At 60.1% G+C, this 21,055-nt stretch carries 18 protein-coding genes; 7 read left to right on the forward strand and 11 right to left on the reverse strand.

The annotated features are described in order from the left end of the window. Positions 1-3: 3 nt before the first annotated feature. Complete coding sequence (locus ACR0NT_RS06090; protein WP_170671871.1) at positions 4-930, reverse strand: TRAP transporter small permease subunit; 927 nt, start codon at positions 928-930, stop codon at positions 4-6. 121 nt (positions 931-1,051) lie between these two features. Then, positions 1,052-2,134: a TRAP transporter substrate-binding protein gene (locus ACR0NT_RS06095; protein WP_170443460.1), complete on the reverse strand. Its 1,083-nt coding sequence runs from the start codon at positions 2,132-2,134 to the stop codon at positions 1,052-1,054. Positions 2,135-2,382: 248 nt separating this feature from the next. Between ACR0NT_RS06095 and ACR0NT_RS06100 the strand changes: the two genes are divergently transcribed. Both ACR0NT_RS06100 and ACR0NT_RS06105 read left to right on the forward strand, forming a co-directional pair. Beyond that, positions 2,383-3,816, forward strand: coding sequence for a cache domain-containing protein (locus ACR0NT_RS06100; protein WP_170443459.1), 1,434 nt, complete (start codon positions 2,383-2,385; stop codon positions 3,814-3,816). After that, a complete protein-coding gene (locus ACR0NT_RS06105) occupies positions 3,813-4,451 on the forward strand; it encodes a response regulator transcription factor (protein WP_170671873.1) in 639 nt (212 codons plus the stop codon). The genes ACR0NT_RS06100 and ACR0NT_RS06105 overlap by 4 nt, the downstream gene beginning before the upstream one ends. A gap of 81 nt (positions 4,452-4,532) precedes the next feature. Here the strand turns inward: ACR0NT_RS06105 and ACR0NT_RS06110 are convergent, their stop codons facing one another. Both ACR0NT_RS06110 and ACR0NT_RS06115 read right to left on the reverse strand, forming a co-directional pair. Continuing rightward, positions 4,533-4,760 carry a VOC family protein gene (locus tag ACR0NT_RS06110; protein ID WP_480442739.1) on the reverse strand — a complete coding sequence of 76 codons (228 nt, stop codon included), beginning with the start codon at positions 4,758-4,760 and terminating at the stop codon, positions 4,533-4,535. A gap of 200 nt (positions 4,761-4,960) precedes the next feature. Then, a complete protein-coding gene (locus ACR0NT_RS06115; RefSeq protein WP_170671876.1) occupies positions 4,961-5,806 on the reverse strand; it encodes a HalD/BesD family halogenase in 846 nt (281 codons plus the stop codon). 424 nt (positions 5,807-6,230) lie between these two features. On the opposite strand from ACR0NT_RS06115, the gene ACR0NT_RS06120 reads away from it, so the two are divergent. The 3 genes from ACR0NT_RS06120 (at position 6,231) to ACR0NT_RS06130 (ending at position 9,637) form a co-directional block, all read left to right on the forward strand. Beyond that, positions 6,231-7,982 (forward strand): acetolactate synthase 3 large subunit, encoded by a 1,752-nt coding sequence (locus ACR0NT_RS06120; protein WP_170443451.1) that lies wholly within the window; start codon positions 6,231-6,233, stop codon positions 7,980-7,982. A gap of 59 nt (positions 7,983-8,041) precedes the next feature. Beyond that, a complete protein-coding gene (gene ilvN, locus ACR0NT_RS06125) occupies positions 8,042-8,602 on the forward strand; it encodes an acetolactate synthase small subunit (RefSeq protein ID WP_170443449.1) in 561 nt (186 codons plus the stop codon). A gap of 282 nt (positions 8,603-8,884) precedes the next feature. Next, a complete protein-coding gene (locus ACR0NT_RS06130; protein WP_480442742.1) occupies positions 8,885-9,637 on the forward strand; it encodes a helix-turn-helix domain-containing protein in 753 nt (250 codons plus the stop codon). A 1-nt stretch (position 9,638) separates the two neighbouring features. On the opposite strand, the gene ACR0NT_RS06135 is transcribed toward ACR0NT_RS06130, so the two are convergent. The 7 genes from ACR0NT_RS06135 to ACR0NT_RS06165 form a co-directional block, all read right to left on the reverse strand. Then, the gene (locus ACR0NT_RS06135; protein ID WP_170671878.1) at positions 9,639-10,421 is read right to left on the reverse strand and encodes a DUF2189 domain-containing protein; all 783 of its coding nucleotides are present in this window, start codon (positions 10,419-10,421) and stop codon (positions 9,639-9,641) included. Positions 10,422-10,451: 30 nt separating this feature from the next. After that, positions 10,452-11,846 (reverse strand): amidase, encoded by a 1,395-nt coding sequence (locus ACR0NT_RS06140; protein ID WP_170671880.1) that lies wholly within the window; start codon positions 11,844-11,846, stop codon positions 10,452-10,454. Positions 11,847-11,942: 96 nt separating this feature from the next. Beyond that, entirely contained in the window at positions 11,943-12,626 is a 684-nt protein-coding gene (locus tag ACR0NT_RS06145) for a M50 family metallopeptidase (RefSeq protein WP_170443444.1), read from the reverse strand. Positions 12,627-12,650: 24 nt separating this feature from the next. Further along, positions 12,651-13,778 (reverse strand): peptide chain release factor 2, encoded by a 1,128-nt coding sequence (prfB, locus tag ACR0NT_RS06150; RefSeq protein WP_170671881.1) that lies wholly within the window; start codon positions 13,776-13,778, stop codon positions 12,651-12,653. A gap of 90 nt (positions 13,779-13,868) precedes the next feature. Then, entirely contained in the window at positions 13,869-16,355 is a 2,487-nt protein-coding gene (locus ACR0NT_RS06155) for a PBP1A family penicillin-binding protein (RefSeq protein WP_170671883.1), read from the reverse strand. A gap of 95 nt (positions 16,356-16,450) precedes the next feature. Beyond that, the gene (locus ACR0NT_RS06160) at positions 16,451-17,671 is read right to left on the reverse strand and encodes an N-acetylmuramoyl-L-alanine amidase (RefSeq protein WP_170671885.1); all 1,221 of its coding nucleotides are present in this window, start codon (positions 17,669-17,671) and stop codon (positions 16,451-16,453) included. Positions 17,672-17,737: 66 nt separating this feature from the next. Continuing rightward, positions 17,738-18,901: an aminotransferase class I/II-fold pyridoxal phosphate-dependent enzyme gene (locus ACR0NT_RS06165; protein WP_170671887.1), complete on the reverse strand. Its 1,164-nt coding sequence runs from the start codon at positions 18,899-18,901 to the stop codon at positions 17,738-17,740. Between ACR0NT_RS06165 and ACR0NT_RS06170 the strand changes: the two genes are divergently transcribed. Next, positions 18,900-20,282 carry a M48 family metalloprotease gene (locus ACR0NT_RS06170; RefSeq protein ID WP_170671889.1) on the forward strand — a complete coding sequence of 461 codons (1,383 nt, stop codon included), beginning with the start codon at positions 18,900-18,902 and terminating at the stop codon, positions 20,280-20,282. The genes ACR0NT_RS06165 and ACR0NT_RS06170 overlap by 2 nt on opposite strands. Further along, entirely contained in the window at positions 20,279-21,037 is a 759-nt protein-coding gene (locus ACR0NT_RS06175; RefSeq protein WP_170671891.1) for a DsbA family protein, read from the forward strand. Before ACR0NT_RS06170 ends, ACR0NT_RS06175 begins: the two co-directional genes overlap by 4 nt. The last annotated feature ends 18 nt before the right edge of the window (positions 21,038-21,055 follow it).

Raw genomic sequence — 21,055 nt, forward strand, 5'->3', positions numbered from 1 at the left:
TCCTTAATGTGCGCCTTCGTAGGCTTCTTCACCCTCGCCAAGGGTGTCCTTGTCGAGGTATTTTCCAACGCTGTCGGGGCCTTCCACGTATTCCAGATACGACCGGTAGAAGAAGGCAATCGCGTGCAGGAACACCATGGCTGCAAAGCCGACCAGCAGGATTTTGAACAGGAAATAGGCGTTGAACCCGTTCGGACTGAACCCGATGGTTTCCACGTTCCAACGCAGCGCACGGGACTTCGCGATCAATCGATCCAGCGCGTCACTGGCCGAGGGTTTCGGCACGATCAGGTGCCGCCACATGAAGTACCAGCCATACATCCATGTCAGCACGGCGATGGGCATCATGAACAACAACGACCCCAGCATGTCGACAACACGCTTGGCCCGGTGGCTGATCCCGGCATAGACCAGATCAACCCGCACATGGCCGCCCTGAACGAAAGTGTAGGTACAGCACAGGCAAACGACCATGGCGTTATAAAGCTTCAGCTCTTCCGCATACCAGCTGATGTCCTGACTGAACGGGATACCCAGACCAAAGGACATATCCGGCCGTGCAAAAACCCGTTGCATGAACACGATAACGATCTGTTGGATCACCATCAGCAGTCCCGCCCAGGCAAAGAAGCGCCCGGTCGTGTTGGCGAACCCTTCAAGGACACGCACCATCCCCCACATGAAGCTCCGGTAATACAGCCCGATGGCCGTCAGCACCAAAAACAGGGTGAATACCACAAAGAAGAACTCGACCGATCCGCCGTAATAGACAAAGCGCATGATGGCTTCTTTGTCCGACCAGTTCAGCCAGAGTTGCGGATGCGTGATGGCGTATCCGAAATTATAGAAGGCTTCGGCAATGTTCTGAACGAACCACACCAGTCCGTTCCACAGGGCGCCGAAGAACGAGATACCGTTTTCGTCCTGCATGTTGTCCCCAGGTCGTATCGGTTGCACTGCTGTTTATCGCGGATTTGTCCGAACCGCGCATGTGCAACGGGAAAGGTTTCCCCGCTATTGCGGGGAAACCAGTCTAGCATAGATTCTGCGATTAGCCGCGCACGCGGTCACGCTGCGTGGTGTAAGCGCCCGAAGACAGGTTCAGCCATGCCGAAGAGGCTGCCATCGAAGCCATCGCACTGTCGTGAATCTTTTTGAACAGGTCATCGCTCATGTTCTCGTCCAGCACTTCCTGGCTGGCCTGACCAAAGGCATCCCAGACACTGTCAGGGAATTCCAGAACCTTCACGCCGCCAGAGCTGAGACGCTGCAGGGCCGCACCGTTATTTGCCAGGAATTGCGCCAGATTCCACTGGTGCGCTTCGGCGGCGGCGATCTCGATGATCTTCTGCTGGGCGGGTGTCAGTTCATCGAATACATCGCGGTTTGTCGCCAGCGAAAGACCCGCTGCGGGTTCATGGAATCCGGCGGTGTAGAACGTCTTGGTGATCTCTTGGAAACCCATCTTTTCGTCAGCCCATGGCCCGATCCACTCAGTGCCGTCAATCGCACCCGAGGACAGCGCCTGATACACTTCCGAACCCGGAATGTTCTGAACCGATGCACCCAGTTTGCCCAGAGCCTTACCGCCCAGACCCGGCATCCGGAACTTCAGGCCATTGAAATCGTCGGGGCTGTTGATCTCTTTCGAGAACCAGCCACCCGCCTGCGCACCAGTGTTACCGGCCAGGAACGACTTGAGGCCAAAGATCTCGCCCAGTTCGTCATGCAGCTCCATGCCGCCATCATGATAGTACCAGTTCACCTGCTCTTGCGCGGTCATGCCAAACGGAACAGCCGTGAAGAACGCGTAACCCGGGTGCTGGCCCACGAAATAATAGTCTGCCGCGTGGTACATGTCGGCCTGACCCGACGATACAGCATCGAACACCTCAAATGCGCCGACCAGTTCGCCCGCTGCCTTGATGTCAACCGTCAGGCTGCCATCCGACATGGCGTTGATGCTGTCGGCACACCGCTGCGCGCTGTCAAACACACCTGCCGCGCCACGACCCCATGACGTCACCATGGTCAGGGTGCGATTGCCCTGCGCATAAGCCGGAGCTGCCAGCGTGGTGGCCGCAGCTGCCGAGCCGCCCAGAGCAGATGTTTTTAGAAATGAACGACGATCCATATGAGTGTTCCTCCCCTACATATTCAAAACCCGGACAGAGTCCGGGTGCAGTCGTTATCAGTGTGCGTCAGCTTAAACAGCGGATATTGAATGTGAATACCAACAACTACGTAGAGGGTTGGGTTTTTGAAAGCGAGACAGGTCAATTCCGTGGAAAATCCCTTTGGCCCTCTATCTCTCAGGCTGCATCTGCATCTGATTGTCCAAAGATTTTGCAATTTTCCGCAGTCTTGCGTATCGATTCGACCATGAGGGGATACCGGAACCTGATTTCGCTGACCTACGGCCAGAAACTGTCGTTGGTTGCTGCCATTCCGCTTGTTGTGGCGGTGGCAGCAATCGCGGTGCTGGTGACCCATGAATCCCGCGCCACGGCTGAGCGCGAGATACAGGCGCTGGAACGTCGCCTGATCGAGGCCAAGAAAGAAGAGCTGAAGAACTATGTCACGCAGGCCCGAAACGGGTTTGCCTATATCTACGGGCGCGCTTCCCCGGATGACGCGATTGCAAAAAACCTCGTGACGCAAATCCTGTCGGCGATGATCTACGGAAAAGACGGGTTCTTTTTCGTCTATGACTATGACGGCACCAATCTGGTCAGCCCCCGCCAGACCGAATTCATCAATCGCAACTGGGAAGGCCTGACGGACAGCGACGGCACCCCGATTGTGGACGAATTCATCAGCCTGGCCCGGCAAGGCGCCGGATGGCACAGTTTCATGTGGCAGAAACCCTCGACCGGGGAAGAGGCGCAGATGATCGCCTATGTCGTTGGTTTGCAGGACTGGCGATGGGCCGTTGGCACCGGCGTGTTCATCGACGATATCGTCGCCACTGTCGCCAACGCCCGCGCCGAGGTCGAAGCCCGCGTGCAGCGCACCTTCATGTATATCGGCGGCATCGTTCTGGCCGCGGTGCTGATCGTTTTTGCCTCGGGCATGCTGCTGAATGTCCGCGAACGGCGGCTGGCGGATGCCAAGCTCAAGGAACTGACCCAGCGCGTATTCGACGCGCAGGAAGAAGAGCGTGGCCGCGTGGCGCGCGAGCTGCATGACGGGATCAGCCAGATCCTCGTCGGTGTGCGCTACGCGTTGGACAATACACGACGACGGCTGGATCGCGGCGATGACGATGGTGCCCGTGCTCCCTTGGATAAAGGCATCGACCATCTCGGCACCGCCATCACCGAGGTCCGCCGCATCAGCCGCGACCTGCGCCCCGGCGTCTTGGACGATCTGGGCCTCGGCCCTGCCCTGAAAACGCTGACCGACGATTTCCGCGAACGCACCGGGATCGAGACCGAGTTCACAACGGTGGTGTTCCGAAACCGGCTGGATCAGGACAGCAAGATCGCCCTCTATCGCATTGCGCAAGAGGCCCTGACGAATATCGAACGCCACTCCGGCGCTACCCGTGTTAACATCGACCTGCGCGGTCACAAAAAGGGCGCGACGATGCGCATCACCGACAACGGTCGGGGTCTGCCCAGCGGACAGGACCAGACCAGCGCCGGGATCGGCCTGCGCAACATGCAGGAACGCATCGAACAGCTTGATGGAACCCTGCGCATTCTGTCATCACGCGGCCCGCGTGGCGGCACCGTAATCGAGGCCAGCCTGCCGCTCAGCCACCTGCTCCCGCCGCGGGAAGATTCATCTCCGAACCGAAAGGCCGGTACATGACAGTCCGAGTTCTCATTGTAGACGATCACCCGATGGTGGCCGAAGGGATTCAATCGATCCTGGAAAGCTATCCCGAAATCGCTGTGGTCGGCACGCTCGGCACCGGTCAGGAGGCTGTAGATCGGGTCGCCGATCTGTGCCCCGATGTCATCCTGATGGATCTGAACATGCCCGGTCTGGGTGGCCTCAGCGCAACCGAGATGATCCTTGAGCGCCTGCCCGACACCCGTATTCTGATCCTGTCGATGCATGACAGCCCGGAATACATCTCGACCGCGCTCAGCCACGGCGCCAAGGGATACGTGCTGAAAGATGTCCCGACGGATGAGATCAAACAGGCGATAGACGCGGTGATGCGTGGCGAGCAATACCTGTGCACCGGGGCGAGCGGATCGTTGGAGCCCAAAAAGGACAGCGCACGCGAAGCTTTGACGGGCCGCGAACAAACCATCCTGCTGGAACTGGCACAGGGCAAATCGAACAAAGAGGTCGCGCTGGCGCTGGAAATCTCGGTGCGCACGGTGGAAACCCACCGCAAGAACATCAAACGCAAGCTGGGGATATCATCCACCGCCGGCCTCACGCGCTATGCGCTGGAACATGGGGTGCTGCAAGGCACCAGCCCCGGTTTCTAAGCGCACCCGCAGCGCGGCACGCGCTGCCCGGCCCAACCGGCGGAGATGCGCCGCAGGCGCATCGACAACGGGCGGGAGGGCCTACCCTCTCGGACGGATGTCCTGACCGAAAAACACCAACGTGCCGTCCTCATCGATGACGTGAAACTCGCGCTGCTGGTAGGGCTGGTCGAAGGGCGGACGTACACGCCCCTCGGGCAGGTTCGCCAAACCCGGATGCAGGCTCTCAAACAACTCGTCGATCCCGTCCACATCGATGTAAAACGACTGATCATCCCCCAGCGGCGAACCGTCCTTGCGGGGTGGCATTCCAATAACCGGATGGCCACGGAGCCCAAAGACAGAAAAGCATAATTGTCCTGCCGGAACCCGCAGGAAAACCCCAACCGGTCACAATAGAAATCAATCTGCTTCTGCAGAGAAGAACACAAAACAAATGGCGTAAGCTGCAAAATCTGAGGCACCAGTTCCTCCGGCCGCTGAAAAACATGGCCACAGCCTAACACATCTCAGTCCAGCAACTGATCCTTTCTCAACCCTTCCCGTTCATGATGCCGCGGCAACACCCGCCCATAAAGTTGCTGCGTGCGTTCAACACTGCCGCACATCCCTTCAGCCTCGACAAACGAAAAAATCCCGACATAGCGGCTGCGCGCGCCCTCGACCGGGGCCACTCTGTGCAACGCATATCTCCCTTTGAAAATCTGCAGGTCGCCCGGTTGCAACTCCAGTTCACGCACCCGCGACATGTCCCCGTCCAGAATGGATGCCACTTCCCTGAAGTTCTCGTCCTCGGAGGTTCTCAGGTTCGGGACATATTCAAAGGTGCCCCCGGTCTCACCGTTCTGAATGGCCAAGGTGACGGTGTAGTTGTTGGTGTCGAAATGCCAGGGGAACCCCTGCCCCTCTTCCACTACATTGATGATCACATCGGCCAGCGGGTCGTCATAGCGAAAGAACCGGTCTTCACTTTCGTCCAGAGCGTCGCGGATGAACGGCATGAAGCCCTCGAACTCGTAGATGCGACGCAGCGGGCCGGTTCGCGGAAAGTTGTCTGCCGGAACAAACGCGTTCGAGCGGTCGTAAAAGCGGCGGATCGGGTGGCCGATCCCAAAGCTCGGATCATCCTTGGTAAAATAGGCGTTTGTGCGATTGAAAGACCGGTGTGCTTGCGGCGCGACCGCGTCAGCCTCCTTGACCAGCACCTCAAGCCCCGCCTCATGGACAAATCCCGGTAGAACTGCGCACCCATCCTCATCCAGTTCCCGCCGCAAGTCGGTAATCATCTGGTCATATGCGCGTGAGCCCGGACGATCGATAGGGTACCGACCAAGATCAACCAAATCTGCCAACATGAACCGCCTCCCTAACTATGATCGTTAAAATCAGCGTGCCGCAGCCGCCAGAGGCCCTCATGTCAGTTTAAGACATTGCCTTGACGCAAACTGACCAGTTCAAATTCAGATTCTCCCCCCTTCAGCGGGAGACAATTGGCGGAAATTCCCCACCTGCGGCAATCTGCGCAATAAAATGTCGCAAAAACCGCCCAGCGGGTTACAAAATTGGTACGATTGCCTGTTGACGCCCCGTCGCACCGCTCATAATGTCCCTCCACGCAAAAAGAGGAGCCTCTGGCGATGAAAACGCTAGTCGTAATCGTAGGAACCACGCGCATGGGCCGGTAACGGTAAACCATAATCGAACCCATGCGCCTCCGAAAATCTCGGGGGCTTTTTTTTGGCAATACGCAAGACACATGTCGCGAACGGAGCAAAGCAGATGACACGTGAGATGACCGGCGCAAAGATGGTGGTTCAGGCCCTCAAGGATCAGGGCGTGGACACGGTATTCGGATACCCCGGTGGCGCCGTGCTACCAATCTATGATGAGATTTTTCTGCAAAATGACATCCGTCACATTCTGGTGCGGCATGAACAGGGCGCGATCCACGCCGCCGAAGGCTATGCCCGGTCGACCGGCAAACCCGGCGTTGCGCTGGTGACCTCTGGCCCCGGTGCCACCAATGCGGTGACTGGCCTGACCGATGCGTTGCTGGACTCGATCCCGATCGTTGTTCTGACGGGTCAGGTTCCGACCTTCATGATCGGCTCGGACGCGTTCCAAGAGGCCGACACCGTTGGTATCACCCGCCCCTGCACCAAGCATAACTGGCTGGTGAAAGACACGGACTCGCTGGCCGAGACGATGCACGAAGCGTTCCACGTCGCCACCTCGGGCCGCCCCGGTCCGGTGCTGGTCGACGTCCCGAAGGACGTTCAGTTTGCCTCGGGCGAATACTCGCCGCCCAAACCCTCGACCTCGCATTATCAGCCTGTTCTGAAAGGCGATCTGGAAGAGATCACCGAACTGGTCGCCGCGATGGAGACGGCGAAAAAGCCCGTGTTCTACACCGGTGGCGGCGTCATCAACTCGGGCCCGGCGGCCAGCCAGCTGCTGCGCGAGCTGGTGGATGCGACCGGTTTCCCGATCACCTCGACCCTGATGGGCTTGGGTGCCTACCCGGCATCCGGTGAAAACTGGCTGGGTATGTTGGGGATGCACGGGCTCTACGAAGCCAATCTGGCGATGCATGACTGCGACCTGATGATCAATGTCGGCGCACGGTTCGACGACCGGATCACCGGGCGGATCGATGCATTCTCGCCGAATTCGAAAAAGGCGCATATCGACATCGATCCCTCATCGATCAACAAGGTGATCCGTGTTGACATTCCGATTGTCGGCGACGTGGGTCATGTGCTTGAGGATATCCTCAAGGTCTGGAAGGCGCGCGGTCGCAAGACCGACGCGGCGGCGGTCGCCAAGTGGCAGGCGCAGATCAGCGACTGGCGCAAGGTCAACTGTCTGGCCTACACCAACAGTGAGAAGACGATCAAACCGCAATACGCGCTGCAACGTCTTGAAGAGCTGACGAAAAAGCATGATCGCTACATCACCACCGAGGTTGGCCAGCACCAGATGTGGGCGGCACAATACCTCGGGTTCGAAGACCCCAACCGCTGGATGACCTCGGGCGGTCTGGGCACGATGGGCTATGGTTTCCCGGCCTCTGTTGGCGTGCAGATGGCCCATCCCGATGCACTGGTAATCAACGTGGCCGGTGAGGCCTCGTGGCTGATGAACATGCAGGAAATGGGCACCGCGGTTCAGTACCGCCTGCCGGTGAAGCAGTTCATCCTGAACAACGAACGTCTGGGCATGGTGCGCCAGTGGCAGGAATTGCTGCATGGCGAGCGCTACTCGCATTCCTGGTCCGAGGCCCTGCCCGATTTCGTCAAACTCGCCGAGGCGTTTGGCGCCAAGGGTATCCTGTGCTCGGACCCTGCCGATCTGGATGACGCGATCATGGAGATGATCAACTATGACGGTCCGGTGATCTTTGACTGCCTGGTTGAAAAGCATGAAAACTGCTTCCCCATGATCCCATCGGGCAAGGCACATAACGAGATGCTGCTGGGCGAGGCCGAAACGCAAGGCGTAATCGATTCCAAAGGGTCGGTTCTGGTTTGACGAAATACCGTTGGGCGCCCCACGCGCCCGACACCACGAGGATGATGAAAGGGACGTAAATGTCTGCCCTACATATCAAAAAAGGCGCCAGCCGCCATTCGGCCTATAACCTACGGCCCACCTTTTCGGACGTACAGGAACGTCACACAATCGCGGTTCTGGTCGAAAACGAACCCGGTGTACTGGCCCGTGTGATCGGGTTGTTCTCGGGCCGTGGCTATAACATCGAAAGCCTGACCGTGGCCGAGGTGGACCATACTGGCCACCTCAGCCGCATCACCATCGTCACCACCGGCACCCCGCAGGTGATCGAACAGATCAAGGCTCAGCTGGGCCGAATTGTCCCGGTGCACGAGGTCCACGACCTGACCGTCGAAGGCCCCGCCGTTGAACGCGAACTGGCCATCATCAAGGTTGTCGGCGCGGGCGATAAACGGGTCGAGGCGCTGCGCCTGGCCGATATCTTCCGCGCCAATGTGGTCGACAGCACGCTGAACTCTTTCATCTTTGAAATCACCGGCGCACCGGACAAGATCGACGCTTTTGCCGATCTGATGCGCCCGCTGGGCCTGGTCGAAGTGGCCCGCACCGGCGTCGCGGCCCTGCTGCGCGGCGAGTAAGTACGGCCCCCACCCCGTCGGCGTGTCCGGCGCGGGTGGGGAAACCCCGGTTTGTCCGCCGAATTTGGCTGCCTTCACCGTCCCCAGTGCAATACAGCCCAAAAAGATCACGCAAAATGGGATAAAGCCTATTGCGTTTGTGGCATTGAACGTTAGCCTCGGATTAAGACGCGGTGTTGGGATGCGCCCGTTCGTGTCATCTGTACGATTTCTACGTTGAGTCGACCTCTTGGTCGATCATGTTGCGTATATCGAAACAAGTCGCGGGAACCGAAGACGCCTATGACCGATTACATCCGTAACCCGGACGAACTGCGCCGAATGTTCGGTGCCAATCTCAGGCTTCTTGCGCGGCAATACACGTCAGTATCCGAACTGTGCCGGCAACTGGGCATCAACCGCACGCAATTCAACCGTTACCTCGGCGGCGAAAGCTTTCCCCGCCCGGATGTGTTGGATCGTATCTGCCGTTTTTTCGAAGTCGACGCCCGTATTCTGCTGCGACCCCTGGATGAGATCGACCGCGCACCATCGCATCCTGCGGCCTCAGCCCTGACCGATTTTCTGGGCTCGGGCCCGGCAACGTTGACCGAGAACCTGTTTCCGGCCGGATTTTACTATGCCACCGAAACCGAGCTGGATGAAACGCAGCCTTCGCGGCACAGGTTGTTTCACGCGCGCCGCCTTCCGCAATGCACGCTGGTGCGCGGGTATGAGCCCCGCCCCGGAATGCCGGAAGCTGCCCCGAACGACCGCGAGGTTCAGGGGATCGCGGCCTGCGCTGGCCGTCAGATCTATATTCTGATGTCCAGCCGGGAATCGCAGAACAGCCGGATTTATCTGGTAACGCGCGGATCGGACGAAAACGCGGACCGCTGGCGCGGGGTTGCAATCTGCCTGTCAAAAACCAATGCCAGCGCAACAACTATGCGTCGGATCCTGCTGCGCCATCTCGGCGAAAACCCCTCGGCGATACTGGCGGCGGCGCGCACCGCGCGCCGCTCGGAGCAACCGGCACGGCAGGCTGTCGGCTGAGCTACCCCGCCCCTTGTGCCGAAGCCTGCGTGATCAACCGATAGAGATGCCAGCTTGCGTGCCCCAACAGAGGCAACACGATCAGCAAGCCCAGAAACCACGGGATCATCGCCACAAAGGTCAGGGCAGCAATGCACGCGCCCCAGACCAGCATCACGCCCAAATGATCCCGCACATAGCTGAAGCTGGCGATCATGGCGGTCACGAAATCCAGCTCGCGGTCCAGCAACATCGGGATTGAAAGCACGGTGATCATATACAGGATTGTCGCAAACGCCGCACCCACGGCAGTTCCCACGGCCAGCATCGTCAGCCCGTTTGCCGTGAAATACACTTCCAGCGACGTCGAAACATTGGTCATCGTCGACAGCCCCATGAACAGCGCAAAGATCATGTGCCCCAGAAAGAACCAGAACAGGAACATCACCACAATGATCGCGCAGATCGAGGGCAACTGACGCCGACCCTGCTGTATGACAACGCCAAAGATCGCGCTGAAATCCAGAGGCTCGCCCTGCTCCAATCGGTGTGACACCTCATACATCCCGACCGCAGCGAACGGCCCCAGCAGGGGGAACCCGATTGCCGCCAGCACCAGCCAATACGAGGTTCCGGTGCGCACCGTTACCCAGGCGATCGCCCATCCGGCCAGCACATAGAAAGCGGCGAACATCAAACCAAAGACCGGCGCACGCCGGAAATCGACCCAGGCCCTGCGCAGCGCTTCGCGCAGCATCTCTGTGTTCACCGGCCCCATGTCGGGAACGCCGAAAGGTTTGTCCATTATGTCTCTCCTCCCTTGCCGGCCCTGAAATCAGGCCGGTCGTTTTTGTGGCCATCTGGTAGCGGCGTGATAGGCCGCACCGATTGACAAGATACGGGCGTCCGATCCCCGCGGGCCAAAGACCTGCATCCCCATCGGCAGCCCCTCGGTCCCGAACCCGACAGGCACTGACAGGCATGGCAGGCCGATCAGGCTGACCGGCACCATGACCTCCATCCATCGGTGATAGGTATCCATCTCAGTACCGGCGATATCCGTCGGGTACGGCGTTTCAATCTGGAACGGCCAAACCTGTGCCGAGGGCAATATCAGTGCGTCATAGTCCTGAAACAGTTCAGCCGCGCACCGGAACCATTCTGATCGCGTTACGCTGGCCTCATGCACCTGCATCGCAGTCAGGGCCTGTCCCCGATCCAATTCCCACTGTGCGGTATCCTTCAACGCCGCCCGCTGTTCGGCCAACGGCGCAAGACTGGCGGCCACGCCCCACGCGCGCAGCGTGGCCCAACTGTCCCAAATCCGCTCAGCTGCAAAGGGGGGGGCAACGGGGTCGACCTTGGCCCCAAGTTGCGAAAACACGTCCAGCGCGCTGCGACATAATTCGCGAATTCCGTGCTGAAACGGATAGACCCTGCCCCAGTCATCCAGCCAACCAATCCGCAGGCCCCGCATATCGCAGGCCTGAACCGGCGACGCTGACGGGCTGGCACCCCCATAAGGCTGCCGCGGATCCGGTCCCGAGATCACATCCAGCAACAGCCCCAGATCCTCGGGGGTGCGCGCCATCGGGCCAAGCGTCGAGAGCTGATGCAGATACCCGTCGCCTGCAGGCTCGGACGGCACCCGACCCCAACTGGGCCGGAACCCGTAGACATTGTTCCAAGCGGCCGGGTTGCGCAGGCTGCCCATCATGTCGGACCCATCCGCCAGCGCCACCATACCGGTCGCCAGCGCCACGGCCGCGCCGCCCGACGACCCGCCGCAGGTCCGCGTCGCGTCGTAGGGGTTACGTGTCGCACCATAGACCGGGTTGAAGGTATGAGAACCCAACCCGAACTCCGGCACATTGGTCTTGCCGATCAGAACCGCCCCCGCCGCCCGCATCCGCGCGGCAATCAGATCATCCTTCTGCGGTACATGATCCTTGAAAATCGGCGAGCCCTGAGAGGACACGATCCCGGCAACATTGACCAGATCCTTGACCGCAATCGGCAACCCGTGCAGCGGCCCCCGGCTCGACCCGGCATCCAATGCCCGTGCCTCGGCCAGCAAATCATCCGGGTCACGCAAGGCAACGATGGCATTTGCCGACCCGTTGACAGTGGCAATCCGGTCCAATGTCGCTTGCATCACCTCAACCGCCGACAACCGCCCCGCAGCGATCGCGTTCAATAGATCGATTGCAGTTGTCTGGCTCAAATCCATCCCTGGCTCGTCCCTCCTTGGGGGTCAGCCTAGCCGGGGCACTTCTCCATTTAAACCCACAGTTTGAATACATCTTTTGACAATGTTCACTGGCGATCAACTGGATGATTGACCAAATCTCAGGTTGCTGTCGTGCCCAAGAAAATACTTCAGGCACAGAAAGATCGACAAGAAGCTGAGGATAAGCCAAACACCGCCCCACAGCATGGTGGTGCCGCCGAATTCCTCGGCCAACATATACGCATCCGAACGTATGCCAGCGCGGCGGATCGTGTCGTCGAAAATATCATAGGGAACATAGATCATGCTGGTCAGCCCAATGATCCGCAGAAACAGATCGCATAGCGGTCGACTTAGATACCACGCCATGGCGAGCATCCCGGCACCGACAATACAGCAGAACAGCATCGCAAATGGCTCGCGGACGTAAAGCAAGGTCACCAACAGCATGACCGCGCCAAAGCCGCCCAGCACGGCCCGATCCCAATGCGTGCGCAGGGCAATGAACAAGAGCCCCATGCCAAGCGCCAATGATCCGAGGTAGCCCGCCGACAGGCTTAGAAAGCGATTGCCTCCTCGGGCGGTCACAAGCCCGCCCTGTCGCGGAGAGATGCTGAAGCTTTCCACCGATCCGCCGGTTACAACAACCACGATCGCGTGTGAAAGCTCGTGCAGGAAAACGACAAGGATCTTCAGCGGAAGCACGACCGGAGTATGCCAGAGCGCAAACACCAGCGTGACAATCACGATCAGTTGCCAATGGCCTTTGATCATGTTCATCACGAGTTTCCCGTAGGTTTGCGGTTAACCTTCGCCCTGCGCCTCGGACCGGCTTTTGCCCGCCACGTTCAACGCCAGCGTTGCCGCCATGAACCCGTCCAGGTCACCGTCCAGCACCCCTTTGGTGTCCGAGGTTTCAAAGTTCGTCCGCAGGTCCTTGACCATCTGATAGGGCTGCAACACGTAAGACCGGATCTGGTTGCCCCAGCCCGCATCGCCCTTGGCTTCATGCGCCGCGTTGATATCCGCGTTCCGGCGGTCCAGCTCCTGCTGGTACAGACGGGACTTCAGGGCTTTCATCGCAATGTCGCGGTTCTGGTGCTGCGACTTCTCGGACGAGGTCACCACGATCCCGGTCGGGATATGCGTGATCCGCACCGCCGAGTCTGTGGTGTTCACGTGCTGACCACCTGCACCCGAAGACCGGTAGGTATCAATGCGGATTTCCGAGGGGTTCACCTCGATCTCGATATTGTCGTCGACGACCGGATAGACCCAGACCGAGCTGAATGAGGTATGCCGCTTGGCCGCCGAGTCATAGGGCGAGATTCGCACCAGCCGGTGCACGCCGCTTTCGGATTTCAGCCAGCCATAGGCGTTATGACCAGAAATCTTGTAGGCGGCCGATTTGATCCCCGCCTCTTCCCCTGCGGTCTCAGACTGCAGCTCGACCGTATAGCCCTTTTTCTCAGCCCAACGAACATACATACGCGCCAGCATCGAAGCCCAGTCACAGCTTTCCGTCCCACCGGCGCCCGAGTTGATCTCGAGGAAAGTGTCATTACCGTCCGCCTCGCCATCCAGCAGCGCCTCAAGCTCTTTCTTTGCGGCTTTAGCTTTCAGCTTTTTGATGGCGTCTTCTGCGTCGGTGACGACCTCTTCGTCCTCTTCCATCTCACCCAGTTCGATCAGCTCGATATTGTCGTTCAGATCGGTCTTGATGGACTCATAGGTCTCGATAGCATCGACCAACATCTGACGCTCTCGCATCAGTTTCTGCGCGTTCTCAGGGTTGTCCCACAGGTTGGGATCCTCGACGCGGGCGTTGAATTCCTCAAGGCGATGAGGCGCGGTTTCATAGTCCATACGCTGCGCCAGCAGCTCCAGCGACTTTTCGATTTCCGCCACGGTGTTCTGGGTTTCGGCGCGCATGGTCTTGTCCCAACTTTCTCAATCAGGTGTGCGTGATAGCAAGAGGTTCAGGTCACCACAAGACAGCGGTGACCCGAAACGTTTCTGTTGTCAGTAGAGGCCGCCGGTTGACAGATCGCCCTGGCTTGCATTGGGCCCAACCGTGACGGTGTTGCCCGTCGATGTGGTGACCTGACGGCCCGAACTGGCTTCCTCGAACAGCGGCAGGTCCGATCCCATGGCAAAGCCACCGTCATAGACGCGGTCGATAAAGCCATCGACGCCATCGCGGAAATACTCGGCCACGACGTAGTCACCGGTTGCATCCGCAGGCAGGCGCGCACCGCTGAAGCGGTCGATCTTGATGAAATGGCCACCCTCGGGCACTTCAAACGGACCGCCACCATATTTCTCGACAGCAGTTTCCATAAAGCTCTGGAATACCGGACCGCACATTGTGCCGCCATAGGCCCCCCGCCCCATCGGGCGCGGACGGTCATAGCCGATATAGCAGCCCGCCACGATGTTCGAGGTGAAGCCGATGAACCACGCGTCCTTGGATTCGTTGGTCGTACCGGTCTTGCCCGCAGTCGGCACCGGCAGGTTTACAACGGACGACGCGGTACCACGGTCGACTACGCCCTTCATCATCGAGGTCAGCTGATAAGCCGTAATCGCATCCATGACCTGGCTGCGGTTGGTCTCGATGGTTGGCGCCTCATCCGGCTCCAACCAGGCCGAGTTACAATCCAGACACTGGCGGTCATCGTGGCGATAGATCGTCTTGCCGAACCGGTCCTGAATACGGTCAACCAGAGTGGGTTCGACCCGTTCCCCGCCATTGGCGAACATCGCGTAGGCGGCAACCATTTTGTACAGCGTGGTTTCTTCGGACCCCAGCGAGTTCGCAAGGAATGCGCCCATCCGGTCATAAACTCCGAAACGTTCGGCGTAGCCCGCCACAACCGGCATCGTGACCTCTTGCGCCAGACGGATGGTCATCAGGTTCCGGGATTGCTCGATCCCGGTACGCAAGGGCGTCGGGCCGTAGAATTTGTTGGACGAGTTCTTGGGCCGCCAGAGGCCTTGTGGCGTGTTCACCTCGATCGGCGCGTCCACAACGATGGTGGCCGGGCTATAGCCACTGTCCAGCGCGGCGGCATAAACGAAGGGCTTAAAGCTCGACCCCGGCTGGCGCTGCGCCTGCGTGGCGCGGTTGAACACCGAGTCCTGATACGAGAACCCGCCCTGCATCGCCAGGACACGGCCCGAGTTCACGTCCATCGCGACAAAGCCGCCCTGCACTTCGGGCACCTGACGGGCGGACCATTGGCCCTCTTCCCCGGCCATCACCAGAATGACGTCGCCACGTTTGAAATTGGCCGCGAAATCGCCCTGCATCCATTTGATATCCGAGCGCGGGATGGCACCATCCGCCGGACCATTCTCGATGCCGACGGTCAATTGCTGTTCACCTACGTTCATCACAACGGCCGGATACCACTGCGTCGGCAGCACCACGTCGCGCGGAATCTCCATGACCGCCAGTGCGTCGCGCCACTGAGATTCGTCGGCCAGTTTTTCCTCGGGCATCACCTCGCCCGTGCCGCGCCATTTACCGCGCGACCGGTCGTATTTCTGCAAGGCCGTACGCAGCGCCTTGGCGGCCTCGACCTGCATTTCCTCATCAACCGAGGCGCGGACGGTGAAGCCGCCGGTAAAGAACTCACCCTCACCGAAATCCTCGCTCAGCTGGCGGCGGATTTCATCGGTGAAATAGTCACGCGGCGGCAGTGCGGTGCGGAAGCTCTCAAAGTCGCCGTTCTGGACCGAGCGCAGCGGCATCTCGACCTCGGCGTCATAGGTCGCCTGATCGATATAACCGTTCTGGCGCATCTCGCGCAGCACATAGTCCCGGCGCGCCAGCAGGCGTTCCTTTTGGCGAACCGGGTGATAGTCGGACGGTGCCTTAGGCATCGCCGCCAGGGTTGCGGCCTCATGCGGAGCCAGTTCCTGCAGCGTCTTGTTGAAATAGGTCTGGGCAGCAGCCGTCACGCCATAAGAGTTCTGACCCAGAAATATCTCGTTCATGTAGAGCTCGAGAATCTGTTCCTTGTCCAGCGTATCCTCAAGCCGAGTGGCGAGGATGATCTCTTTGATCTTACGCTCGGCACGGCGGTCACCAGACAGCAGGAAGTTCTTCATCACCTGCTGGGTGATCGTGGACGCACCACGGACGTTTTCACCCTTGGACTTCACCGCCTCAACCCCGGCGGCAATGATCCCGCGCGGGTCATAGCCCTGATGGCTATAGAAATTCTTGTCCTCGGCCGAGATAAACGCCTGTTTCACCAGATCGGGGATTTCCTCGGACGGGGTGAACAGGCGGCGTTCTTGCGCGAATTCGTCGATCAGTTGGCCTTCGCCCGAGTAAATCCGGCTGATCGTCGGCGGTTTGTACTGCGCCAGCGATTCATGGCTGGGCAGGTCGCGGCCATACATCCAGAACACCGCGCCAATCACCAGCGCGGCCATGAAAATACCCAAGGTGACGAGGCTGAAGATCGCCCCGAAAACGGAAAGAATGAAACGGATCACGTTGCTGCCTTTTACTCGCGCTGCCGCCTATATAGGGATGCGCCGGCGCCGGGTCAAAACACGATGGCCAATATTAGCCGGTTTGTGCCGCAGGGTCACTGGCCAATCAGGGACCGTTTGACCAGATCGTCCTGACGCCATTGCTCCAACCCGTTCAGAATGCCAAGCGCCATGCCCTTGCGCCATTCGGGATTCTGGATGTTTTTCAGGTCTCTGGGGCTGGACAGAAATCCAAGCTCGACCAGGACCGAGGGAATGTCCGCGGCCTTGAGCACAGAAAACGACGCGGTGCGGTTTGGTCGGCGGTTCATCGGCCCGCCCTGCTGGGTCATTCCGTCGGCCAGAGCCCGCGCCAGCGCATCGGTGCGCGGCCGGGTTTCCTGGCGGGCGATGTCCAGCAGGACGTCGGCCACCTGATCGTCCGCACCGCTGAGGTCCACGCCCGAGATCAGGTCGCCCCTATCGTGCCGTTCGGCCAGTTTATGGCTGGCCACGTCCGAGGCATCGTCGGACAGCGTGTAAACCGCAGCCCCGTGCGCCCGCCCTTCCGACAGGATGTCCGCGTGCAGCGAGATGAACACATCCGCCCCGGCCCGATGCGCCAACGCAATGCGGCGTTCCAGACTGACGAAATGGTCATCCACGCGCGTCAACACCACCTGATACCCCCCTGCCCGCAAAAGCGTTTCCCGCAACTCGCGCGCGAAGGTGAGCATCAGGGTTTTCTCATCCGTGCCCCCGGCCTCGGCCCCGGGGTCGATCCCGCCATGGCCGGGGTCCAGCATAACCAGCAAGGGACGCGTACCATCACGGCCCGGCTTGGCCGGTGTCACGGCGGGTTCCGGCAAGTCCCAGCCTGGCTGGCGCGGCGCACCGGCACCGGCGGTGAAACTGTCGAAATCGGTGCCGCGCAGGTTCAATGACAAATGCGCCGTCCCCGTGACTTCATCCACCCTCAGCTCCGACGTATCGACGGCCAGCGGCGCGCCAAGTTCCAGCACCATGCGCGACCAGCCCGGAACATAGGCTCCAAATTGCACGCCGCTGATCCGGTCGGTTTGCAAGAAGGTATCGGCATCCAGCCCGGTCCAGTCAACTTCCTGAAAATCCAGCACCATGCGGTAGGGATCGCGCAGAGTGAATACCCGGTACGGCACCCCTTGGCTGAGACCAAGGTCAACCCGAACACCGGCACGCCCGTCATCGGTGATGCGGCTTTGGTCCGGTACGATGCGGGCAAGCGCACTGAAATCATGCGCGTACGCAGCACCGGTCAGCGCCCAGATCAGCGCTATAGCGTAGAAAATCCTGCTCATGGCCTCAAGTTTTCCCGAGATCGTTTGACCGCCAGCCTACCCGACCCGAGCGATTTTGTGAACGCCTTAGGCCTGTTCGGTGATCGCACCGCGTTCGGCCATGAAGCGACGCAGCCGTAGTAGGCCTTCTTCGATATCTGCCGAAGATCGCGCATAGGAAAACCGCAACGTGTGATGCCCACGTGCCGGGTCAAAATCCAGCCCCGGCGTGACGGCAACTCCGGCCTTGTCCAGAATTTCGGCTGCAAAGGCGCGGCTGTCATCGGTCAGGTCCGAGACATCCGCATAGACGTAAAAGGCCCCGTCAGGCGGTGCGATATTGGTGAACCCGGCCTTGGGAAGCCCGTCCAGCATCAGCGTGCGGTTGCGGCGGTAGACGTCCAGGTTCCCCTGCAATTCCTCTTCGCAATCCATCGCCGCCAGCGCGGCCACCTGACTGGCGTGGGGCGCGCAGATGAACATGTTCTGGGCAATCCGCTCGACCACCCGCACCTGATCCTCGGGCACGACCATCCACCCCACGCGCCAACCGGTCATTGAAAAATACTTGGAGAACGAGTTGATCACATAGCACTCATCCGTCAGTTCCAGCGCGGTGACGGCTTTGGCCTCATATTCCAGACCGTGATAAATCTCATCGCTGATGAACGAGGCGCCCTGCCCATGCGCGGCCTCGATCAGCGAACCCATCGCGGCGTGATTCAGCATGGTGCCGGTGGGGTTGGCGGGCGAGGCCACCATCAGCCCCTGCAGGTTCAGCCCAGCAAAATCCCCCGGCACCGGCTGCAGGCGGTTTTCCGGCGCGGTGGGCAGGTCGACCGGCACCAGACCCAGCGCCTTGAGTATCTGCCGGTAAGACGGATAGCCCGGCGCGCCGATGCCAACGCGATCCCCACTGTCGAACAACGCCGTGAAAGTCAGCAGAAACCCGCCTGACGAACCCGGCGTGATCACCACGCGGTCGGGGTTCAGATCGACATTGTACCATTCACCATACAGCCGTGCGATCCGTTGCCGCAGCGCAGGCAGGCCCAACGCGACCGTATAGCCCAGCGGGGCTTGCTCCATCGCCCTGGCCAATGCAGCGGTTGCCCCTTTGGGCGCACCGGTTCCGGGCTGGCCGACCTCCATATGGATGATGTGGCGCCCGGCCTCTTCAGCCTTGCGCGCAGCCTCCATCACGTCCATCACGATGAAGGGATCGACCCCGGATCGGGTTGAGTTTCTCATGCCCATCTCCCATGTTGCAGCCATGGCTTTTGAACGCTTATCCAGGGTGCCGTCAATCCCGGCCCTGTTGCTGGTTGCAGCGACATGGATGGCAAGTGCTGTGCCGTCAACCGCGCAAAGCCTGATCCGGGACCCCGATATCGAATACGGACTGCGTGAGCTGGCCTTTCCCGTCCTGCGCGCAGCCGGGCTGAACACCAACCGGGTTCGGATACTGGTGGTCAACGACAGCACGTTCAACGCCTTCGTGATCGACTATGGCGCGATCTACGTGAATTACGGGCTGATTCTGACGGTTGAGAGCCCCGAGATGCTGCAGGCCGTCATCGCCCACGAGGCCGCCCATATCGCCAATGGCCATCTGGCGCGGCGGGTGGAAAACCTGCGCGCCGCAAATCGAAATGCGGGCTTGGGCACCGCCCTTGCCCTGATCGCAGCCGCAGCGGGCGGCGGTGAGGCCGCCGCGGGCATTGCTGCGGGCACCCAAAGCGCCGCGCTGCGCGGCTTTCTGGGGCATACGCGGGCCGAAGAATCCTCGGCCGATCAAAGCGCCGCCAGCTATCTCAGATGGGCCGGTATCTCACCCAGCGGCATGGTGGCGCTGCATCGCAAATTCGCGGGTCAGGAATTGCTTAGCACGGTCAACCAGGACCCTTATATGCGCTCGCACCCCACCAGCCGGGAACGCCTGCGCGCTGCCGAGACGTTTATGGAACAATTCGGGGACAATGCGCAGCCGAACCCGAATGCCGATTACTGGTTCGCCCGCGTCAAAGGCAAATTGTCGGCGTTCCTGCGGTCGCCGGGCTGGACCCTGCGCCGCGCAAAGGAAGAAAGCGCGCAGGATATCCGCCTGATGCGCGAGGCCGCAGCCCATCACCAAAACCGCGATCTGGCGCGGGCCCGCGCGGCAATCGACGCGGCATTGGCCCTACGTCCGGACGATCCGTATTATTACGAGCTCAAAGGCCAGATCCTGTTGGAAAACCGGCAGGTGCAAGAGGCGATTGCAGCCTATAGCCAGGCCGTCGACATGGCCCCGAACAACGCCTTGGTCCTTGCCGGTTACGGACGGGCCATGTTGGCGCAAGGCCAGACGAAGAACGCCCTGCAAGTGCTTGAAAAAGCAAGGCAGAGAGACTACCGAAACGCCCGCCTGATGCAAGACCTCGGGGTCGCTTACGCGAAGGTCGGCAACAACGGTATGGCCTCGGCCGTGACCGCAGAACGATATGCCTTGCAGGGCCGATTGGCCGATGCAGGCATCCACGCAAAACGCGCCGTCAGGCAATTGCCCGAAGGGTCACCGGGTTGGCAACGGGCACAGGATGTGCTGATTGCCTCGGAACGCGCTACGAAATCAAAAAGGAAACGGAAATGATCCTCAGACTTGCAGCACCCGCCCTTCTGGGGCTTTCCCTGATCACCGGCCCGGCACAGGCACTGGACCTGAATGCCCTCAGCGAGGCCGAAAAGGCCGAGTTCGGCAAACAGGTGCGCGAATACCTGCTGGAAAACCCCGAGGTGATCATCGAGGCGATCGACGTCCTGGAACAGCGCAATGCCGTTGCCGAAGCGGCCGCCGACAAGGAACTGGTTCAGACCAACGCCGATGAGCTGTTCAATGACGGCTACAGCTGGGTCGGCGGCAATCCCGACGGGGACATCACCCTGGTCGAGTTCATGGACTATCGCTGCGGCTACTGCCGCCGGGCCGTGCCCGAAGTGGCCAGCCTGCTGGCCGAAGACGGCAATATCCGTCTTGTGATCAAAGAACTGCCGATTCTGGGCGACGCTTCGGTCATGTCCGCGCGCTTTGCCGTTGCCACGAAACACGTCGCCGGTGACGATGCCTATAAACAGGTCCACGACGCGCTGCTGGAATTCAGCGGAGAACCGACCGAGGTCACCCTGCGCCGCATCTCGGACGGGCTTGGGCTGGACAGTGACTCAATCATCGCGGCGATGGATAGCGATCAGGTCACTGAGGAAATCGCCCAGACCCGCGCGCTGGCGCAACGGATGAAAATCTCTGGCACGCCGTCCTTTGTGCTGGGTACCGAAATGCTACGCGGTTTCCTTCCCGCCGCACAGATGCAGCAGATCGCCGACGGTGTGCGCGCAGATCAGAGCTGATGGATTGGGGCGGTTTGA

It is taken from the genome of Ruegeria sp. AB10 (assembly GCF_056542745.1).

Bases quoted from the DNA above. Each gene is read 5' to 3' on its own strand.
- ACR0NT_RS06090 (WP_170671871.1), bottom strand. From the start codon at position 930: ATGCAGGACGAAAACGGTATCTCGTTCTTCGGCGCCCTGTGGAACGGA.
- ACR0NT_RS06095 (WP_170443460.1), bottom strand. From the start codon at position 2,134: ATGGATCGTCGTTCATTTCTAAAAACATCTGCTCTGGGCGGCTCGGCA.
- ACR0NT_RS06100 (WP_170443459.1), top strand. From the start codon at position 2,383: ATGAGGGGATACCGGAACCTGATTTCGCTGACCTACGGCCAGAAACTG.
- ACR0NT_RS06105 (WP_170671873.1), top strand. From the start codon at position 3,813: ATGACAGTCCGAGTTCTCATTGTAGACGATCACCCGATGGTGGCCGAA.
- ACR0NT_RS06110 (WP_480442739.1), bottom strand. From the start codon at position 4,760: ATGCCACCCCGCAAGGACGGTTCGCCGCTGGGGGATGATCAGTCGTTT.
- ACR0NT_RS06115 (WP_170671876.1), bottom strand. From the start codon at position 5,806: ATGTTGGCAGATTTGGTTGATCTTGGTCGGTACCCTATCGATCGTCCG.
- ACR0NT_RS06120 (WP_170443451.1), top strand. From the start codon at position 6,231: ATGACACGTGAGATGACCGGCGCAAAGATGGTGGTTCAGGCCCTCAAG.
- ilvN (WP_170443449.1), top strand. From the start codon at position 8,042: ATGTCTGCCCTACATATCAAAAAAGGCGCCAGCCGCCATTCGGCCTAT.
- ACR0NT_RS06130 (WP_480442742.1), top strand. From the start codon at position 8,885: ATGACCGATTACATCCGTAACCCGGACGAACTGCGCCGAATGTTCGGT.
- ACR0NT_RS06135 (WP_170671878.1), bottom strand. From the start codon at position 10,421: ATGGACAAACCTTTCGGCGTTCCCGACATGGGGCCGGTGAACACAGAG.
- ACR0NT_RS06140 (WP_170671880.1), bottom strand. From the start codon at position 11,846: ATGGATTTGAGCCAGACAACTGCAATCGATCTATTGAACGCGATCGCT.
- ACR0NT_RS06145 (WP_170443444.1), bottom strand. From the start codon at position 12,626: ATGAACATGATCAAAGGCCATTGGCAACTGATCGTGATTGTCACGCTG.
- prfB (WP_170671881.1), bottom strand. From the start codon at position 13,778: ATGCGCGCCGAAACCCAGAACACCGTGGCGGAAATCGAAAAGTCGCTG.
- ACR0NT_RS06160 (WP_170671885.1), bottom strand. From the start codon at position 17,671: ATGAGCAGGATTTTCTACGCTATAGCGCTGATCTGGGCGCTGACCGGT.
- ACR0NT_RS06170 (WP_170671889.1), top strand. From the start codon at position 18,900: ATGCCCATCTCCCATGTTGCAGCCATGGCTTTTGAACGCTTATCCAGG.
- ACR0NT_RS06165 (WP_170671887.1), bottom strand. From the start codon at position 18,901: ATGAGAAACTCAACCCGATCCGGGGTCGATCCCTTCATCGTGATGGAC.
- ACR0NT_RS06175 (WP_170671891.1), top strand. From the start codon at position 20,279: ATGATCCTCAGACTTGCAGCACCCGCCCTTCTGGGGCTTTCCCTGATC.